The following is a 17,206-nucleotide window of genomic DNA, read 5'->3' as shown; positions in this document are numbered from 1 at the left end:
GAGCGGCCAGTTTTCACTTCCTTGCCGGATGGCAACGGTCGCGTGGGTGAACACGATCTCCCCACCCAAAATATGGCTAATCAACACGCCTGATTATGATGTATTGCGTTCTTGGACGGTCGAGATGGGGTTTCACAATTCGGCGTCAAAGTTCTGCTCTTCCTTCTTCCCAGAGGGTATCCTACTGACCGTTCGTAATGGGAAAAACGGACTCTCACCGGAGTCCGTAGCTAATCCCACCCCTTCAACTCTTCACCCCCAATCCCAGCACCTCTACCGCCTGTTCCCGCAACTTGAACTTCTGGATTTTACCGCTGGCCGTCATGGGGTAGGTATCGATTATGTTCATGTAGCGGGGAATTTTGTAATGGGCGATCCGGCCTTCACAGTATTCCCGAAGTTCGTCGAGGGTGAGAGATTCCCCTTTCTTGAGACGGATGAAAGCCATCACCTCTTCCCCGTATTTTTTATCAGGTACCCCGACGATCTGGACATCCAGGATTTTGGGGTGGGTGTAGAGGAACTCTTCAACCTCCCGGGGATAAATGTTTTCCCCGCCCCGAATGATCATATCCTTGAGCCGACCCGTGATTCTCAGATACCCTTCTTCATCCTGAGTGGCCAGATCGCCGGTATGGAGCCACCCCTCCTCATCGATAACCTGACGGGTGGCTTCCGGCATTCGATAATAGCCTTTCATCACATGGTAGCCTCGGGTGCACAACTCTCCTGGTTCCCCTGTCTTCACTTCTTCCCCGGTAGCGGGATCGATAATTTTCACCTCCACATGAGGCAGCTTCTTGCCGATCGTGGTGACACGTCGTTCCATGGTGTCATCCGTCCGGGTCTGACCGATCACGGGAGAGGATTCCGTCTGGCCGTAAGCGATGGTGATCTCGCTGGCTCCCATGTCATTCATCACCCCCTTCATCACTTCCATCGGACAGTTGGAACCAGCCATAATTCCCGTTCGCAGGGAGGAGAGATCAAAGCGGGAAAATTCAGGATGGTTCAGCTCGGCAATAAACATCGTCGGCACCCCGTGCAAGGCTGTACACTTCTCCGCTTCCACTGTCTGGAGTACAGTGAGAGGATCAAACTGAATCACCGGCACCATCGTAGAGCCGGCATTGACACAAGCGAGAATGCCCAGCACACACCCGAAGCAGTGAAAAAAGGGAACTGGGATACACATGCGATCCTCTGGAGTCAATTTCATACACTCGGCAATGTTGCGGCCATTGTTGATAATATTATGGTGAGTGAGCATCACTCCCTTGGGAAAACCGGTGGTTCCGGAGGTATATTGCATATTGATCACGTCATCGGGATGCAGAGAGGCTTGCCGCTCCGCCAGCACCGAATCAGCGAGACGTTCTCCCATCTGGAGGAGATCTGACCATAGAAACATTCCCGGCTTCCTTTCCTCCCCGAGGAAGATCACATTTTTCAGTTTGGGAAGTCGCTCTGAACACAATTGTCCCGGTTCGGAATCCGCCAGTTCCGGACAAATCTCATAGAGCATCTCCACATAGTCGGCACCTTTGAATTCCTTCATCAAAATCAACGTCTCCGTATCAGACTGCCAGAGCAAATACTCCAATTCCTGGGTCCGGTAGTTGGTGTTGACCGTAATCAAGACAGCCCCCATCTTGCCAGTGGCAAACTGAGTAACCAACCATTCGGGATGGTTGGTAGCCCAAATCGCCAGATGGTCCCCCTTTTTCAACCCCAATTGCATCAAGCCTTTGGCTGCCTGATTGCACTCCTCACGGAATTGGCGATAAGTCCATCTCAGATCTTTTTCTGGATAGATCACTCCTTCCTGATCTCCCTGTTTGGAAACCACCTCATCTAACAGATCACCCATCGTGACATGGAGCAAATCCGCCATCCCCGTCCCCTCCTGATTCGATTTTTCAGATAATTATTTAGAAAATGCCCCTCACAGAGGGACAAAGCATGCAGATGGTTCCTTTCAACAACCGATTTCCCGGGCGATCACCATCCGTTGAATTTCAGAAGTGCCTTCACCGATCTCCGTTAACTTGGCGTCCCGGAAAAACCGTTCCACCTGGTATTCGTGCATATAACCGTAACCGCCGTGAATCTGCACTGCTTGATTGCAGATCCCCATGGCGATCTCCGAGGCAAAAAGTTTAGCCATGGCCGCCTCTTTCGAAAATTTGCGCCCTTGATCCTTCAGCCAGGCTGCCTTGTAAACCATGTTTCGTGCCAACTCGATATTCATCGCCATATCCGCCAGCTTATGCTGAATCACCTGAAACTTGGAGATGGGGCGGCCGAATTGCTGCCGTTCCTTTGCATATTGAAGTGCAGCCTCATAAGCCCCCTGAGCGATTCCCACCGCCATCGCTCCAATTCCGATCCGACCTCCGTCCAGTGTGATCAAAAACTGTTTGAATCCTTCTCCTATCCGACCCAAAGTGTTTTCATAGGGAACCCGCACATTTTCCATAACCAGCTCAGTAGTGTTGGAACTGTGAAGTCCCATTTTCACATAGGAATCCAACACACGGAAACCCTTTACATCGGTGGGAACAATCACGGCACTGATCTCCGGGGACCCATCCTCTTTTCTCCCCGTTACCGCCGTCAGAGCCAGATGTTTGGCAAAGCTGGCATTGGTGATGAAACATTTGGAACCGTTGATCACCCAGTCGTCTCCTTCGCGAATCGCTGTAGTTCGGGTACCACCTGCATCGGAACCGGCGTTAGGTTCCGTCAGACCGAAGGCGCCTAGGCTCTCTCCCTTGCACAAGGGAACGAGGTACTTCTGCTTCTGCTCCTCGTTTCCAAAGAGGTATAAAGGAGCACACCCCAATGAGATATGGGCAGAGTAAGTGATTCCTGTGGAGGCGCAAACCCGGGACAACTCCTCCACTACAATGGAAAAACTGATCGAGTCAGCTCCACCGCCCCCATATTTTTCTGGAAAGGGGAGACCCATCAGATTCAACTCCGCCATCTTCCGAAATATCTCTACGGGAAAGGTTTGGGTTCGGTCTCGTTCATCAGCCCCCGGTGCCACTTCCCCTTCGGCAAAATCGCGCATCAACTTGCGGACCATCTTTTGTTCTTCTGACAAATCAAAATTCATTTTCTCCACTCCTGTTCCTCTTGATGAGAGCGCTTTCATTCTTTATTATAAGTTTGAGTGGGATTTTCCTTCAAGAATTTTTAGAATGTACTTGTTTCGACTGATTCTCTCCTTCATACAAGATTTGCATCGGGTTCGGAAAAGGGATAAAATTGAACCACAACGCCAGCAAAAAAATAAAAGCACCCATCATCGGAGTGCTTTTCCAGAAGATTGTACACATCTTATTCAAGAAAATCTTTCAATCGCTTACTACGGCTGGGATGGCGCAATTTACGAAGTGCCTTGGCTTCGATCTGACGAATCCGCTCCCGGGTGACGCCAAACACTTTTCCCACTTCCTCTAAGGTCCGGGTGCGACCGTCATCCAATCCAAACCGGAGGCGCAACACATTTTCTTCCCGGTCAGACAATGTGTCCAGCACATCCTTCAACTGTTCCTTTAACAACTCGTATGCGGCGGCATCCGCCGGTGCCTGGACATCATCATCAGGGATGAAATCGCCGAGATGGGAATCGTCCTCTTCACCGATCGGGGTTTCCAGAGAGACCGGCTCTTGGGCGATCTTCATGATCTCCCGTACCTTTTCCGGACTGAGATCCATCTCCTCGGCAATCTCCTCCGGCAAAGGTTCCCGGCCCAGCTCTTGCAACAGCTGACGCGAAACCCGGATCAGTTTGTTGATCGTTTCCACCATGTGCACCGGAATCCGGATCGTCCGGGCTTGATCTGCAATCGCTCTGGTGATGGCCTGCCGGATCCACCAAGTGGCGTAAGTGCTAAACTTAAATCCTTTACGGAAGTCGAATTTCTCCACTGCCTTGATCAGACCCATATTCCCTTCTTGGATCAGATCGAGGAACAGCATCCCTCGGCCTACATACCGCTTGGCAATGCTGACCACCAGTCGGAGATTGGCCTCCGCCAGACGCCGTTTGGCTTCTTCGTCACCCTCTTCGATCCGCTTGGCCAGCTCCACTTCTTCTTCGGCAGACAGCAGAGGAACCCGGCCGATCTCTTTCAAGTACATCCGGACAGGATCGTTGATCTTGACACCGGGAGGAACGCTCAGGTCATCCTCCAACAGTTCGTCATTCTCCTTATCCTCTTCCTCGGAGAATTCCATCGGTTCATCGTCCTCGTTGAGAACCTCGATTCCCTGTTCATGCAGAGCTTCAAAAAACTCATCCACCTGTTGTGGTTCCTGATCAAAGGCGGACATCTTATCAGTGATCTCTTTATATGTCAGAACCCCACGCTTTTTCCCCAGATCCGTCAGTTGATCCTTCACTTGTTCCAGGGTAAGCTCGTGTTCCACATCCACATTTTGCTCATTTGCCAACTTGCGGTTCCCTCCTTCCCTGATCCCACTGCTTCAAGCCTGTTTATGAACCTTTTCCCTTAAACGAATCAGTTCAACCCCAAGACGGGCGGCTTCCGCAATGTCACCAGCTCGTTCTGCCTGCTTGACCTGCTCTTTTTTTCGTTCAATTTCTTTATGAAGGGGATAATTGCATATATGTCGGATATAATCGGAGATCTCCTCTTCCGTCACCTCCGGTGTATCCAGGATCACCAGCCCGCTGGCTTCCCGCAACAGTCGATCGTCTTTCAGGTAACGGAGAAACCCTCCAGGATCCGCAGGATGCCCTTCGGAGTAATAAGAGTAAAGATAAGCAGCAATGGCGGCGTGAATCTCGATGTTGAAATCGGCCCCCACCGTCTTCAGCACCCGATCCGCCACACTCCGATCCTGCATCATCGCTACCAGCAGGCGTTGTTCCGCCAATTCATGGGCCAGCGGGCGCCGTTGATGACCGACCATGTGTTTGCCTGGGTGATATCCATTATTCCACTTCCCCGTTCCTTTATCCCCGTTACTGCCTCTCTTCTTCGATATACTCAATCGAAGTTCCTGTTTGAGAGCATTCAAAGAGAGGTGAAACTCTTCTGCCAGCCGTCGCAGATAGTGATCCTGTTCGATCGCGCGGGGCAATTCTGCGATCACCTCCACCGCTCGGGTGAGATAGCTCATCTTTTCTTCCTCATCCTGCAGATTGAACCCCGCTTTCAGCGCCTCCAGCTTAAAGGCGACATAAGGAAGGGCCTGTGCAATCACATCCTCGGAAAAAGAAGCGGCCCCGCGGGAACGTACATAATCGTCAGGATCCATTCCTGGGGGCATCTGGGCCACCTTGACCACACACCCTTGCTCCTTCAACACCTCCGCAGCCCGGTCTGCCGCGTTTTGTCCGGCTCGATCGGAATCGTAACAGATGAGGGCGGTGCCGACATTGCGACGGATCACCCGGGCTTGGGACTCGGTCAAAGCTGTTCCCAAAGTGGCCACACTGTTAAACACCCCGGCCTGCCAAGCGGAGATCACATCCATATATCCTTCAAAAAGGATCGCTGTCTCCGCCTTCCGGACTGCTTTTCGCGCGCGGTGAAGATTGTAAAGAAATTTCCCTTTGTAAAACAGTGTGGTTTCAGGGCTGTTCAGGTACTTAGGCTGGCTTTTCCCCAATACCCGCCCCCCAAAGGCGATCACCCGCCCCTGGGTATCGTGAATGGGAAACATGATTCGCCCCCGAAAGCGGTCAAAACATCCAGAAGGTCCTCGGGAAGGGTCTCTTTCCACCAATAATCCCGCTTCCACTGCCGTCTTTTCATCCACCCCCCGCCGCTTGAGAAAAGAGTGGAGAAAATGATAAGAATCCGGGGAGAATCCCAATTGAAACTCTTCCATCGTCTCCCGAGTGATACCTCGTTTCAGTAGGTACTCTCGTGCCTGTGCTCCTTGATCACTCTCCAGCAACAAATGATGATACAGACGAGCGGTCAATTCCGTCACCTTTCGAAGTTGTTGCCGCTTCTCCTCTTCTGGGTCCTGACTGTTCTCCCTCTGACTCCGGGGAATTTGGATCCCTGCCTGATCCGCCAGCTGAGTGATCGCCTCCACAAAGGTCAGCTGCTCTGTCTCCATCAAAAAACGGATCACGTCTCCACCGGCTCCGCAACCAAAACAATAGTAAATTTGTTTATCAGGGGAAACGGAGAAGGAGGGGGTTCTCTCAGAATGAAACGGACATAAACCAAAAAAGTTTCGCCCACTTTTCTTCAATTGGACCGTCTGCCCCACCACATCGACAATATCGAAGTGATCCCGGATTTGGTCGATGACCTCATCGGGAATTCGTCCCCTCATGAAATCACCTCCTTCTCCAAACATATACCTGTTCGCCAAAATTCGTCAAAGTCCTCCATATCCCGAGTAAGTAAAATATGGAAAGCATTTGAGTTGACAAACTCATATCTTCCAATTCTACAACATGATCGGGATTCCTTCCACCATCCAATTTCTTACCCGGTTTCCGAATTTGTCGAACCTTGTACAGAGGCTCCTCGTTCTTATGTATTATACGCGGCTAAGTGAAAAAAAACCTTCCAGACCTTGACATTAGCAAAAAAGGTGGTTCCAGAGCAAAAAAAGAACACCCCAAGGGTGTTTCGTAATCTTTCGTAATGCAGAGGTCCTGCTACAGATCAGGAGAGTGCGGCCTGAGCGGCTGCCAACCGGGCCAGAGGTACCCGAAAGGGGGAGCAACTCACATAATCCAATCCAACCCTGTGACAGAAATGGATGGAATGTTTCTCCCCTCCATGTTCACCGCAAATCCCTGTCTTCAGATGGGGCTTGGTTTTCCGACCTTCTTGAACCCCGATGGAGACCAGGCGTCCCACCCCATCCGAATCGAGACGGATGAAGGGATTCTCGGGCAGGATCTTCCCCTCGATATAGTGGTGAAGAAACTTCCCTTCCGCATCGTCTCGGCTGTAACCGAAGGTGGTTTGGGTCAGGTCGTTGGTTCCAAAGGAGAAAAAGTCGGCTTCCTCTGCGATTTCAGCGGCAGTCAGGGCTGCCCGCGGCACTTCGATCATCGTCCCCACTGTATACGGGATGCTCTTTCCAGACCGCTGCGCCACTTGAATCTCTGTCTCTTCCACCAGTTTGCGCATCTCCTTCAGCTCATTCACATGACCTACCAGCGGGATCATAATCTCAGGCTGAACCGCAATTCCTTCCCCGATCACTTCCGTCGCCGCCTGAAAGATCGCCTCTACCTGCATGGCATAGATTTCGGGATGGATCAGACCAAGGCGACAGCCACGATGCCCCAGCATCGGATTCGATTCATGGAGTTTCCGAACTTTGCGCAACAGTTCCTCTTTCTCTTGAATAAGCTTCTGATCCACTCCTTCAGTCACCTGCAATCGAACCCGCTCGCTCAAAAGATCTTCCAGATTAGGGAGAAACTCGTGAAGAGGGGGATCCAGGAGCCGAATCGTGACGGGAAGGCCCTCCATCGCCCGAAAGATTCCCGCAAAATCTGCTGTCTGCATGGGAAGGAGTTTGGCGAGAGCCCTTTGTCTTTCCTCGGTGGTCTCCGCCAAAATCATCTCCCGTACCAGCGGAACGCGGTCCGTAGCCATAAACATATGTTCCGTCCGGCAAAGGCCCACTCCCTCCGCCCCGAACTCCCGGGCTTGGATCGCATCCTCCGGGGTGTCGGCATTGGTCCGAATCCCGAGTCTGCGAACCTCGTCAGCCCATCGGAGTAATCGTTGAAATTCCTCAGACAGCTCCGGATCGATCAAAGGGACTTCGCCCCGGATCACTTCCCCGGTTCCGCCATCGATGGACAGCACATCCCCTTCTCGTAACAAAGCGCTTCCAATGCGCAGCTCTTTCTTTTTGGAATCGATTTGAGCAGTTTCACAGCCACAGATACAAGGTTTACCCATGCCGCGGGCTACCACGGCGGCATGGCTGGTCATCCCGCCCCGGCTAGTCAAGATCCCCCGTGCGCTGACCATCCCATGGATATCTTCCGGTGTCGTCTCCATCCGGACCAGGATCACTTCTTTCCCCTTCTGGGCTTGCCATTCCGCGGTGTCCGCATCAAAGACGATCTGCCCTGAAGCGGCGCCGGGGGAGGCAGGCAGTCCCTTGACCAGCACATCCAATGAGGCATCGGGATCCACTCGCCGGTGCAACAGCTGATCCAATTGTTCCGGATCCACTCTCTTTAATGCCGTCTTTTGATCGATCACACCTTCTTCTACCATGTCAGTAGCGATTTTCACAGCCGCCCGGGCGGTTCTTTTGCCACTGCGGGTTTGCAGAATATAGAGCTTGCCCCGTTCCACGGTGAATTCGATATCCTGCATATCCCGATAATGCACCTCCAGCTGGGTGCTGATCCTGCGGAATTCTTCATAGATCCGGGGCAAACGCTGGGACAAGGCGGCGATCGGTTCCGGTGTACGGATGCCGGCCACCACATCCTCCCCCTGGGCGTTGATTAGAAACTCCCCGTAGAGGTGTTTTTCTCCAGTGGAGGGGTTACGGGTGAAGGCAACACCTGTTCCCGAGTCATTGCCCATGTTACCGAAAACCATCCTCTGAACGTTAACCGCTGTGCCGAGATCATCAGGGATCTGGTGTATCTTGCGGTAGATTCGGGCTCGTTGGTTGTTCCAGGAATCGAACACAGCGAGGATCGACTGGTACAGCTGGTTCATGGGGTCCTGTGGAAAGGGCTCCCCTGTCTCTTCTCGAACGATCTGCTTGAAGGATTCGATCACCGACCCCCAATCCTCGGCAGATACTTCTATATCCGATTGAATCCCGAGCTCCTCTTTTTTGCTCTCGATCACCCGTTCAAACCGATAAAGGGGGATCCCCAGCACCACATCGGAGAACATCTGGATAAAACGACGGTAACAGTCCCGGGCGAAACGGGGATCCCCCGTCAATGCCTCCAGCCCTTGCACGGTTTCATCATTCAGCCCAAGATTTAAAATGGTATCCATCATCCCTGGCATGGAGATGACCGCACCAGAACGTACAGAGACCAACAGGGGATCTGACGGATCTCCCAATTTTTTGCCTGTCTGCTCTTCTAGAGCAGACAGGGCCTGGCGGATCTCCCGTTTCCGTTCCTCGGTCAACAATTGTCCCGACGCATAGTATTCGAGACAGGCGGCCGTGGTAATAGTGAATCCCTGGGGCACCGGAAGCCCTGCCTTTGTCATTTCCCCCAGGTTGGCTCCCTTGCCTCCCATCAAATCTTTCCGACCGAGTCCACCTTCCAGAAAGGGGATCACAGCTTGGCTCACTGTGGACCGCCTCCTTTTCGCAACATGTCGAGAATGATGTTGGCCGTCTCCTCCACTGCTTTGTTAGAAACATCTAAAATCGGGCACCCTACCCGTTTCATCACTTGTTCCGAGTATTCCAACTCCTGAAGAATGCGCTCCATATTGGCATAGTTGGCTTGGGCCGTCAAACCCAAGGACTTGAGGCGCTCTCTCCGAATCCCGTTCAACTGATCCGGTTCGATCGTGAGCCCGATGCAACGTTCAGTAGGTACCATGAACAGCTCATCGGGAGGTTCCACTTCAGGAACCAGGGGCACATTGGCCACTTTGAGTCGCTTGTGAGCCAAGTACATAGACAAGGGCGTCTTGGATGTCCGGGACACTCCGATCAGGATCACATCGGCCCGCAGGATTCCCCGGGGATCCCGCCCATCATCGTACTTGACCGCAAATTCGATCGCTTCCACTTTACGAAAGTAATCATCGTCCATTTTGCGGACCAATCCCGGTTCCCGTCTGGGTTCTCGTTCATACAGCTCTGCCAAACCCCGGAGCATCGGCCCCATAATATCGACGACAGGAACCCCGTGCTCCTCCGCCATTTTCAAGATATATGCCCGCAATTCGGAGACGACCATGGTAAAAGCGATCATCCCCCCCGCTTCGGCAGCGGCTTCCACCGTCTCCTGGATTGTTTTTTTGTCATCCACATAGGGGGTGCGTCGGATCTCCACATCTCCCCCATTAAATTGACTGGTTGCCGCCCGGACCACGAATTCTGCAGTTTCCCCGATCGAATCGGACAAGACATAGACGACAGGTGCATGCAGTTGACTTGAAATGACTCTCCCCCCCCTGACACTCTTAGACAGACGAGCCTTCTCCCAGTTCCACAAAGGCTTTGGTGATGGTCGTTTTGGTGATCCGTCCCACAATTTCAAGTTGGTCCCCGCCTTTTTCATCTTTGACCACAGGCAGGGAGTCCACTTGGTTATGAATCAATTTGCTGGCCGCATCCAAAAGGGAGTCCTCCAAACGGCAGCTGATAATATTGGGCATACGGGTCATGATCACTCCCACCGGAATGGTTTGCAGATCTTGATTTCCCATAGAACTCTTCAGCAGATCCTTGCGGGAGATCACGCCGACGAGGAGCCCCCCTTCTTTTACAACATACAAGGTTCCCACATCTTCCAGAAACATGGTACAAATCGCATCGTAGACAGATGTTTCCTCTTGACAGACCACAGGGACGGACTTATAGTCCTTCACGGTCAACTTGCGGATGTGTTCACCCAACAGCTGATTCCCTGTCTTACCCGAATAAAAATATCCCACCCGTGGTCGGGCATCCAAAAAACCAGCCATCGTCAGGATGGCCAGATCCGGCCGCAAAGTAGCCCGGGTCAAATGGAGTCGCTCCGCGATCTGCTCCCCAGTGATGGGACCTTCATCTTTTACGATGCGTATAATTATCTCCTGGCGTTCCGAAAGCTGAATTGGGTTGCACCCCCTTCACGCAAAACACGATCCAACTATATGTCATACTTAATGCACTCATCTAGATATAGTATATACTATATTGGAGCTGGGTTTTTCGCAACTGTTTTCAAGGCGATTTTTTAAACAAAAAGGGACGGTCTGTACCGTCCCTTTTCAGAATTGATTCAGGATGAAAACACGATTTTGTTAAAGGCAGCAAACCTCTTCGTCAAGCGATCCGTCTCCTGAAGTAAAGCCAGACGATTGATACGGGTCGTCTCATCTTCCACCATGACCATCACGTCGTCAAAAAACCGGTGAATGGCTGGAGCCAGTTTGGCGATGGCAGCAAACATGCCTTCTGCATCCAGCTTCTCCTCTGCCGCAGTGAAATCTTCGGTAGCGGAGCGGATGGAAGCGTATAACTGCCGTTCCGCCCATACCTCCAACAGATCCCGGTTGACCTGCAGTTCTGACCCGCCTTTGGCAGCCAGATTGGAGGCTCGGCTGAACCCTTCGACAATCATTTTGAAATCTTCCCGGGCTACCGCATCCATCAGTACCCGTGCCTTCTCCAACATCATTTGTGGACTTGACAGATCGGAGAGAAGGACTGCATCGATCAGATCATAACGGATCTTCTCTTCCTGCAACGCCCCTTTCAGACGGAGGTGGAAGAAGGCAGAGACCTCTTCTTTCACTTGCTCCCTCTCCCGTTGCAGCCAGCCATCGGCTTGCAGGCGGTTTAGAGAGAGGTCGATCAGCAGCGACAAGGGCAATCGACTCCAGTCCCGATCCATCAAAATATGAACCACTGCGGAGGCTTTTCTGCGCAAACCGTAGGGGTCCTGGGACCCTGTGGGTTGAATGCCGAGGGAAAAGGCGGCCACGACCGCATCGATTTTGTCTGCCAGACTGATCAAAGCCCCTAATTGCCCTTCAGGCAAGCGATCACCGGCAAAACGGGGATAATGATGCTCCTTGATCGCCTGAGCCACTTCCGGATCTTCCCCTGCCCGACGGGCATAGTCCTCACCCATTACCCCGCTCAACTCGGGAAATTCATCCACCATCTGGGTAGACAGATCAAACTTGCAGATATCCGCCGCACGGAACAGCCGGCTCCGTTCCGAATCCTCCAGACCCAGATGATCCGCCAATTCTTCCGTCAGCTTCCGGATCCGCCGTGCCTGATCTCCCACACTGCCCAATCCCTCCAGATAGACCACCTGATCCAGCTTGGACACCGCAGTGGAGATGGACAATTTCAGATCCTCTTCATAGAAAAAGCGGGCATCCGCCAGGCGTGCGGACAACACTTTTTCATTGCCCTTGGCCACTTTCTCCAAAGCCCGGCTGTCGCCGTTTCGAACGGTGACAAAATGAGGTAACAGACGGTGGTTTTGGTCCCTGACCGGGAAATAGCGCTGATGCTCCCGCATCGTGATAATCAGAACGGCTTCTGGCAGCTCAAGAAACCGCTCATCAAAAGAGCCGGAAAGAGCGGTGGGCATCTCCACCAAATGGGTGACCTCCTCCAGCAACTCTTCATCCACGGGGATCCGCCATCCCTTCTGCTCCTCCATCCGCCGGAGTTGCTGGCGGATCTCTTTCCGTCGCTCCTCGATGTCAACCATCACTTTCTGTTGACGAAGCGTCTCTACATAGTCCACTGGTTGTTTAATCTCGGTTTGTCCACCCAGAAACCGGTGTCCAAAGGTGCGATTCCCGCCGGTCACACCCGCCCACTCTACCGGTATCACTTCTTCTCCAAAGAGACAGACCAGCCACCGTACCGGGCGAATAAACCGTGTCCGACGATTGCCCCACCGCATTGCCTTGGGAAAATGGAGTCCCTTGAGGACGTCTGCCAACCCCTCTTCGATCAAGGTGGCAGTCCGTTTTCCTTTTTGATGCTTGTGGGCAAAAACATAGGTTTCCCCTTTATGTTCGCGTAATTGCAATTGGTCTGGGCCGATGCCCTGCTTACGGGCAAAACCTTGCGCCGCTTTTGTCCAGCTCCCATCCTCTGCAACTGCGATTCGCTTGGCAGGGCCGCGAACCTCTTCTTCCACATCGGCTTGGGCATCCGCCACATTTTCCACCTGCACAGCCAGACGACGTGGGGTGGCATAGATGTGCACTTCACCGAAAGAAAGTCGGTTCTCTTCTAACCATCGGGTCAATTTCTCCCGTAACTGCTGTACCCCGCTAACCACGAAACGTGCGGGGATCTCTTCACAGCCGATCTCCACCAACCAATTTTGTTCAGCCATGCTGGATCCCTCCCTCTTTCAGCATCGGAAATCCAAGGCGTTCCCGTTCCTCCACATAGGTTTTGGCACAGCGGCGCGCCAGCCCCCGTACCCGGGCCAGATAGCCTGTCCTCTCCGAGACACTGATCGCCCCCCGAGCATCCAGGAGGTTAAAGGTGTGGGAACACTTCAGCACATAATCGTAGGCTGGGAAAACCAAGTGTTCATCCAGTGCCCGCCCGGCTTCCTTTTCATAGGCGTCAAACCAGCGAAAGAGCTGATCGGTATCAGAGACATCAAATGAGTACCTGGAATGTTCAACCTCCGACTGCTTGAAGATATCCCCGTAGGTGACCCCATCCACCCAAGTCAGATCATAAATATTTTCTTTGTCCTGGATATAAGAAGCGAGGCGTTCCAGTCCGTATGTAATCTCCACGGTCACCGGAGACGCTTCCAACCCGCCGATCTGTTGAAAGTAGGTGAATTGGGTGATTTCCATTCCGTCCAACCAAACTTCCCATCCCAGTCCTGCCGCTCCCAAAGCGGGATTTTCCCAGTTGTCCTCCACAAACCGAATATCATGCTCCAACGGATTGATCCCCAGCTCTTCTAAGCTATGAAGATATAATTCCTGTATATCGTTTGGGGAGGGCTTCATAATCATCTGGAACTGATGGTGCTGATAGACCCGGTTCGGATTTTCCCCATAGCGGCCATCCGCTGGACGTCGGGAGGGTTCCACATAAGCCACCTTCCAAGGTTCCGGACCCAGTGACCGCAAAAAGGTCATCGGATTCATGGTTCCTGCTCCGGTTTCCACATCATAGGGTTGAGCCAGAACACAGCCTCTGGCACTCCAGTAGGATTGCAATTTCAAGATGATCTCTTGTATGTTCATTCATCCCACCTCCAAAATAGCATAAAAAAACCTACCACCCCTCGGAAGCATACACCGCTCCCATAGGGACGGGAGGTTTCCCGCGGTTCCACCCTATTTGACCGGTCAGCTGTTTCGCCACCGGTCCTCTCGATTCCGATTGCGCTCCAGACCGCCTTTCACCGGGTTTGTGGCCGGGCTTTCACCCTCCCCGACTCGCTGGGTCACAAATGGGCCGGCTACTCCCTTCTCTCATCGCGCATTTCCAATATAGTTTTCCGGATAGTGTAGTTATATCAAATTCGATGCGGCTGTGTCAATATTCTCACCCACTCCATCCGTCTTTCTTCAGACGGTCCAAAAAGCTCCGGGAGCGAAGAGGCAGATCGATGTATTCGTCGATAAAGGAGCGAAGGATTCGCTCCAGTTGACGTCGGGTCTCTTCTTTCACCCGGATCTGCCCCAGCCGGTAGGGCGAGATTCCAGCCAAGGTTCTGAGAATTCGAGCAGTGGCAGGAGAAAGGGATAGAGCTTCTGGATCCCGGAGGGAACAGTTGGGACAGAGGAAACCTCCCTGCCGAACACTAAATTTGACAGGGAGATCTGTCCCTCCACAATAGACACACCCCTGTAAGCGAGGGCGGTATCCGGCTGATTCCAACACTTTCAACTCAAAGATTCGGGACAGGATTTCGGGGTCCACCCCTTCTTCCAGCAGATCCAGCACCCTCTCGAGCCAAATGTAGATCGGTGGGTCCGGTTCTTTTTCCTCCTTCAGTTTATCCAGAAATTCAGTCCAATAAGCAGCGTAAGAAGCCCGAAGCAAGTCGGAACGAAGAAGGTGACGAGACGCCAGAATATCTCCCTGGGATAAGGTGGCCATCCCAGATCCAGCATAGCAGAGATATTCCCCTGAGGTAAAGGGCTGGGTAACCGCCGCCAACCGACTTTTTGGTTTTTTGGCCCCTCTGGCCATTACTGCATACTTTCCTTGTTCCTTTGTAAACAGAATGACCACCTTATGGCTTTCCCCATAATCTCGCGTCCGGATGACGATCCCTTCCAGCTTCTCCAACATCGATGCTTCCCCTCAACTCTCTTTCTCTTTTTCCTTCTCCCGCAAAGTGTCTGTATCTCTCCGTTCGGCGAGGGTTTCAGTATCCTTGTACAGGAGATACGCGTCTATGTTGCCGGTCACCGCAAAACAATTCCAGGAAAAATTGCGCAAACCGTCTCATCCTTTCCGCCGACGAGTCTGGCTAACGGTTAGGATGACCTCCAGAAAGGAGAGTATGAACGGTAGTTCCTAGATATTGTTTCCACCTGTCAATCTTCATCCTGATAACCGAACTGCCGCAACAGAAACGCCTCGTTGCGCCAGTCTTTTTTCACCTTGACCCACAGATCGAGGTAAACCCGGCTCCCCAGCAGACGTTGGATCTCTTCCCTGGCCCGTCGGCCCACCTCTTTCAGCATGGAACCCTGTTTTCCGATCAATATCCCCTTCTGGGATTGCCGTTCGGTGTAAATCGTGGCACGTACAAACACCCGGCCTTCTTCCTCTTCTTTCATCTCCTCCACTACGACGGCCACCGAATGAGGGACCTCTTCCCGGGTCAGATGCAATACCTTTTCCCGCACCAACTCCCCAACGATAAATCGCTCCGGGTGATCGGTGACATACTCCGAGGGATAATAGGCGGGTCCTTCAGGCAACTCCCTGCGGATCAGGTCGAGAAGAGTGGCGGTGTTGTTGCCATAAAGTGCGGAGACCGGCACCACTTCCTTAAATGAAAATACTCGGCGATACCCATCGATCAGGGGGAGGAGACTGTCGGGATGCACCTGATCGATCTTGTTGACGACGAGGAAGACCGGTGTTTTCACCGCTTTCAACTGTTCCATAATAAACCGGTCCCCAGATCCCATCCCCTCTTTAGCATCCACCAGGAACAGGATCACGTCCACCTCTTCAAAGGTTTCCCGAGCGGTCTGCACCATCCAGTCGCCCAGTCGCGACTTGGGTTTGTGGATCCCCGGAGTATCCAGAAAAATAATCTGCTCCGTCTCGGTTGTATGCACCCCCTGGATTTTATTCCGGGTCGTCTGGGGTTTGTCCGACATGATGGCCACCTTTTGTCCCAACACCTGATTCAACAGGGTGGATTTCCCCACGTTAGGGCGTCCGATCAAAGTGACAAAACCGGACTTAAACGTTGGTTCCTTCATCGAGTTCCTCCTTGTCAAAAGCACCGGGCAACAGCTCGCCGACGGTCGTTTGCTTAATTTCTCCATCCAAGTTGGCAAGATATACTTTCATCCCTGGGGAGCAAAATTCAGCCATCACCTGCCGGCATGCACCACAAGGAGAGATGGGATTAGAGGTAGCCCCTACCACCGCCAGAGCCTGAAATTTTCTCGTCCCTTCAGATACAGCCTTGAAAAAAGCGGTCCGTTCCGCGCAATTGGTCAGGCCAAAAGAGACATTTTCCACATTGCAACCAGAAAAGACCCTTCCGTCTTCCGTTAAGAGCGCTGCCCCCACTGGAAATCCAGAGTAGGGCACGTACGCCCGCTGCCGTACTTTTTTCGCTTCTTCAATCAACTGCTCCCGCTTCACCCGAAATCCCTTCCTTCCTAAACCCCTTTACAGTATCGATTTCTCTGACAGGGGGGACAACCACTCCGCCAGAGATGATATATTTCAGCCCGTCTTCCACAGACATGTTCAAAAAGGTCACTTCTGTAGAAGGAACGAGCACCAGCCACCCCGAAGTGGGATTGGGTGTGGTCGGCAAGAAGATATTGAGCATCCGCTTCTGGTTCTTTCTTTGGATCTCTCCGTTCCCTTCCCCTGTGTAAAATCCGAGAGTGTAAACCCCTTTTCGCGGGTATTCCACCATCACCACTTGCTTAAAAGTCGCCTTATCATGGGTGAAAGTATTTGTGATCTGTTGAACCGTCGAATAAATGTTCCGTGCCAGAGGGATCCGTGAGAAAAAAAACTCCGTAAAACGGAGCATCTGTCTTCCAATCAAACTGCGGGCCAACATCCCGATTAAAACGAGAATTCCCAGCGTGAGCAGAGTGCCCACCCCAGGAATGTGGGTTTGAAAGCGAATCCCCCAGATCACCAACGGAAACTGTACCACTCCCAACCACTGGAGAAGCTTCGCCGTCGCCACTCCTAAAGTCGGATCGATAATTGCAAAAATAAGTTTCAAAATGTAGAGTGTTGCCACTGTGGGGAGAAGGGCAATCACTCCCAGGATGAGATATGTACGGATCCGTTTCCACATCCG

14 protein-coding genes are annotated in these 17,206 nt (G+C 52.4%); all 14 read right to left on the bottom strand.

Going from position 1 to position 17,206, the window contains the following annotated elements:
• Nucleotides 1–244: 244 nt before the first annotated feature.
• On the bottom strand, nucleotides 245–1,894 hold the full coding sequence (locus tag JOD24_RS01650; protein ID WP_429246186.1) for an AMP-binding protein: 1,650 nt from the start codon (nucleotides 1,892–1,894) through the stop codon (nucleotides 245–247).
• 84 nt (nucleotides 1,895–1,978) lie between these two features.
• Complete coding sequence (locus JOD24_RS01645; protein ID WP_380162584.1) at nucleotides 1,979–3,121, bottom strand: acyl-CoA dehydrogenase; 1,143 nt, start codon at nucleotides 3,119–3,121, stop codon at nucleotides 1,979–1,981.
• A 224-nt stretch (nucleotides 3,122–3,345) separates the two neighbouring features.
• On the bottom strand, nucleotides 3,346–4,464 hold the full coding sequence (rpoD, locus tag JOD24_RS01640; RefSeq protein ID WP_380162583.1) for an RNA polymerase sigma factor RpoD: 1,119 nt from the start codon (nucleotides 4,462–4,464) through the stop codon (nucleotides 3,346–3,348).
• A 33-nt stretch (nucleotides 4,465–4,497) separates the two neighbouring features.
• Nucleotides 4,498–6,330, bottom strand: coding sequence for a DNA primase (gene dnaG, locus JOD24_RS01635; RefSeq protein ID WP_380162582.1), 1,833 nt, complete (start codon nucleotides 6,328–6,330; stop codon nucleotides 4,498–4,500).
• 338 nt (nucleotides 6,331–6,668) lie between these two features.
• The gene (gene ppdK, locus JOD24_RS01630; RefSeq protein WP_380162581.1) at nucleotides 6,669–9,305 is read right to left on the bottom strand and encodes a pyruvate, phosphate dikinase; all 2,637 of its coding nucleotides are present in this window, start codon (nucleotides 9,303–9,305) and stop codon (nucleotides 6,669–6,671) included.
• Entirely contained in the window at nucleotides 9,302–10,129 is an 828-nt protein-coding gene (locus JOD24_RS01625) for a pyruvate, water dikinase regulatory protein (protein ID WP_380162646.1), read from the bottom strand. Before JOD24_RS01625 ends, ppdK begins: the two co-directional genes overlap by 4 nt.
• Before the next feature lie 22 nt (nucleotides 10,130–10,151).
• Nucleotides 10,152–10,787 (bottom strand): transcriptional regulator CcpN, encoded by a 636-nt coding sequence (gene ccpN / locus JOD24_RS01620; RefSeq protein ID WP_429246193.1) that lies wholly within the window; start codon nucleotides 10,785–10,787, stop codon nucleotides 10,152–10,154.
• Between the two features lie 167 nt (nucleotides 10,788–10,954).
• Entirely contained in the window at nucleotides 10,955–13,045 is a 2,091-nt protein-coding gene (gene glyS, locus JOD24_RS01615; RefSeq protein ID WP_380162580.1) for a glycine--tRNA ligase subunit beta, read from the bottom strand.
• Nucleotides 13,038–13,925, bottom strand: coding sequence for a glycine--tRNA ligase subunit alpha (glyQ, locus tag JOD24_RS01610; RefSeq protein WP_380162579.1), 888 nt, complete (start codon nucleotides 13,923–13,925; stop codon nucleotides 13,038–13,040). The genes glyS and glyQ overlap by 8 nt, the downstream gene beginning before the upstream one ends.
• Before the next feature lie 304 nt (nucleotides 13,926–14,229).
• On the bottom strand, nucleotides 14,230–14,982 hold the full coding sequence (gene recO / locus JOD24_RS01605; RefSeq protein ID WP_380162578.1) for a DNA repair protein RecO: 753 nt from the start codon (nucleotides 14,980–14,982) through the stop codon (nucleotides 14,230–14,232).
• Nucleotides 14,983–14,994: 12 nt separating this feature from the next.
• A complete protein-coding gene (locus JOD24_RS01600) occupies nucleotides 14,995–15,132 on the bottom strand; it encodes a YqzL family protein (RefSeq protein WP_380162577.1) in 138 nt (45 codons plus the stop codon).
• 98 nt (nucleotides 15,133–15,230) lie between these two features.
• Nucleotides 15,231–16,133: a GTPase Era gene (era, locus tag JOD24_RS01595; protein ID WP_380162576.1), complete on the bottom strand. Its 903-nt coding sequence runs from the start codon at nucleotides 16,131–16,133 to the stop codon at nucleotides 15,231–15,233.
• Nucleotides 16,114–16,524 (bottom strand): cytidine deaminase, encoded by a 411-nt coding sequence (locus JOD24_RS01590; protein ID WP_380162575.1) that lies wholly within the window; start codon nucleotides 16,522–16,524, stop codon nucleotides 16,114–16,116. The genes era and JOD24_RS01590 overlap by 20 nt, the downstream gene beginning before the upstream one ends.
• Nucleotides 16,502–17,203 carry a DUF502 domain-containing protein gene (locus JOD24_RS01585; RefSeq protein WP_380162574.1) on the bottom strand — a complete coding sequence of 234 codons (702 nt, stop codon included), beginning with the start codon at nucleotides 17,201–17,203 and terminating at the stop codon, nucleotides 16,502–16,504. Before JOD24_RS01585 ends, JOD24_RS01590 begins: the two co-directional genes overlap by 23 nt.
• Nucleotides 17,204–17,206: the final 3 nt, after the last annotated feature.

This window comes from Kroppenstedtia sanguinis, assembly GCF_050433445.1.
Classification (GTDB): domain Bacteria; phylum Bacillota; class Bacilli; order Thermoactinomycetales; family DSM-45169; genus Kroppenstedtia; species Kroppenstedtia sanguinis.
This window is presented reverse-complemented; position numbering and strand designations above follow the sequence as displayed.

What these genes read in the sequence shown, in the direction of transcription:
- JOD24_RS01650 (WP_429246186.1), bottom strand. Translation starts at nt 1,894, where the DNA reads ATGGCGGATTTGCTCCATGTCACGATGGGTGATCTGTTAGATGAGGTG.
- JOD24_RS01645 (WP_380162584.1), bottom strand. Translation starts at nt 3,121, where the DNA reads ATGAATTTTGATTTGTCAGAAGAACAAAAGATGGTCCGCAAGTTGATG.
- dnaG (WP_380162582.1), bottom strand. Translation starts at nt 6,330, where the DNA reads ATGAGGGGACGAATTCCCGATGAGGTCATCGACCAAATCCGGGATCAC.
- glyS (WP_380162580.1), bottom strand. Translation starts at nt 13,045, where the DNA reads ATGGCTGAACAAAATTGGTTGGTGGAGATCGGCTGTGAAGAGATCCCC.
- glyQ (WP_380162579.1), bottom strand. Translation starts at nt 13,925, where the DNA reads ATGAACATACAAGAGATCATCTTGAAATTGCAATCCTACTGGAGTGCC.
- recO (WP_380162578.1), bottom strand. Translation starts at nt 14,982, where the DNA reads ATGTTGGAGAAGCTGGAAGGGATCGTCATCCGGACGCGAGATTATGGG.
- era (WP_380162576.1), bottom strand. Translation starts at nt 16,133, where the DNA reads ATGAAGGAACCAACGTTTAAGTCCGGTTTTGTCACTTTGATCGGACGC.
- JOD24_RS01585 (WP_380162574.1), bottom strand. Translation starts at nt 17,203, where the DNA reads ATGTGGAAACGGATCCGTACATATCTCATCCTGGGAGTGATTGCCCTT.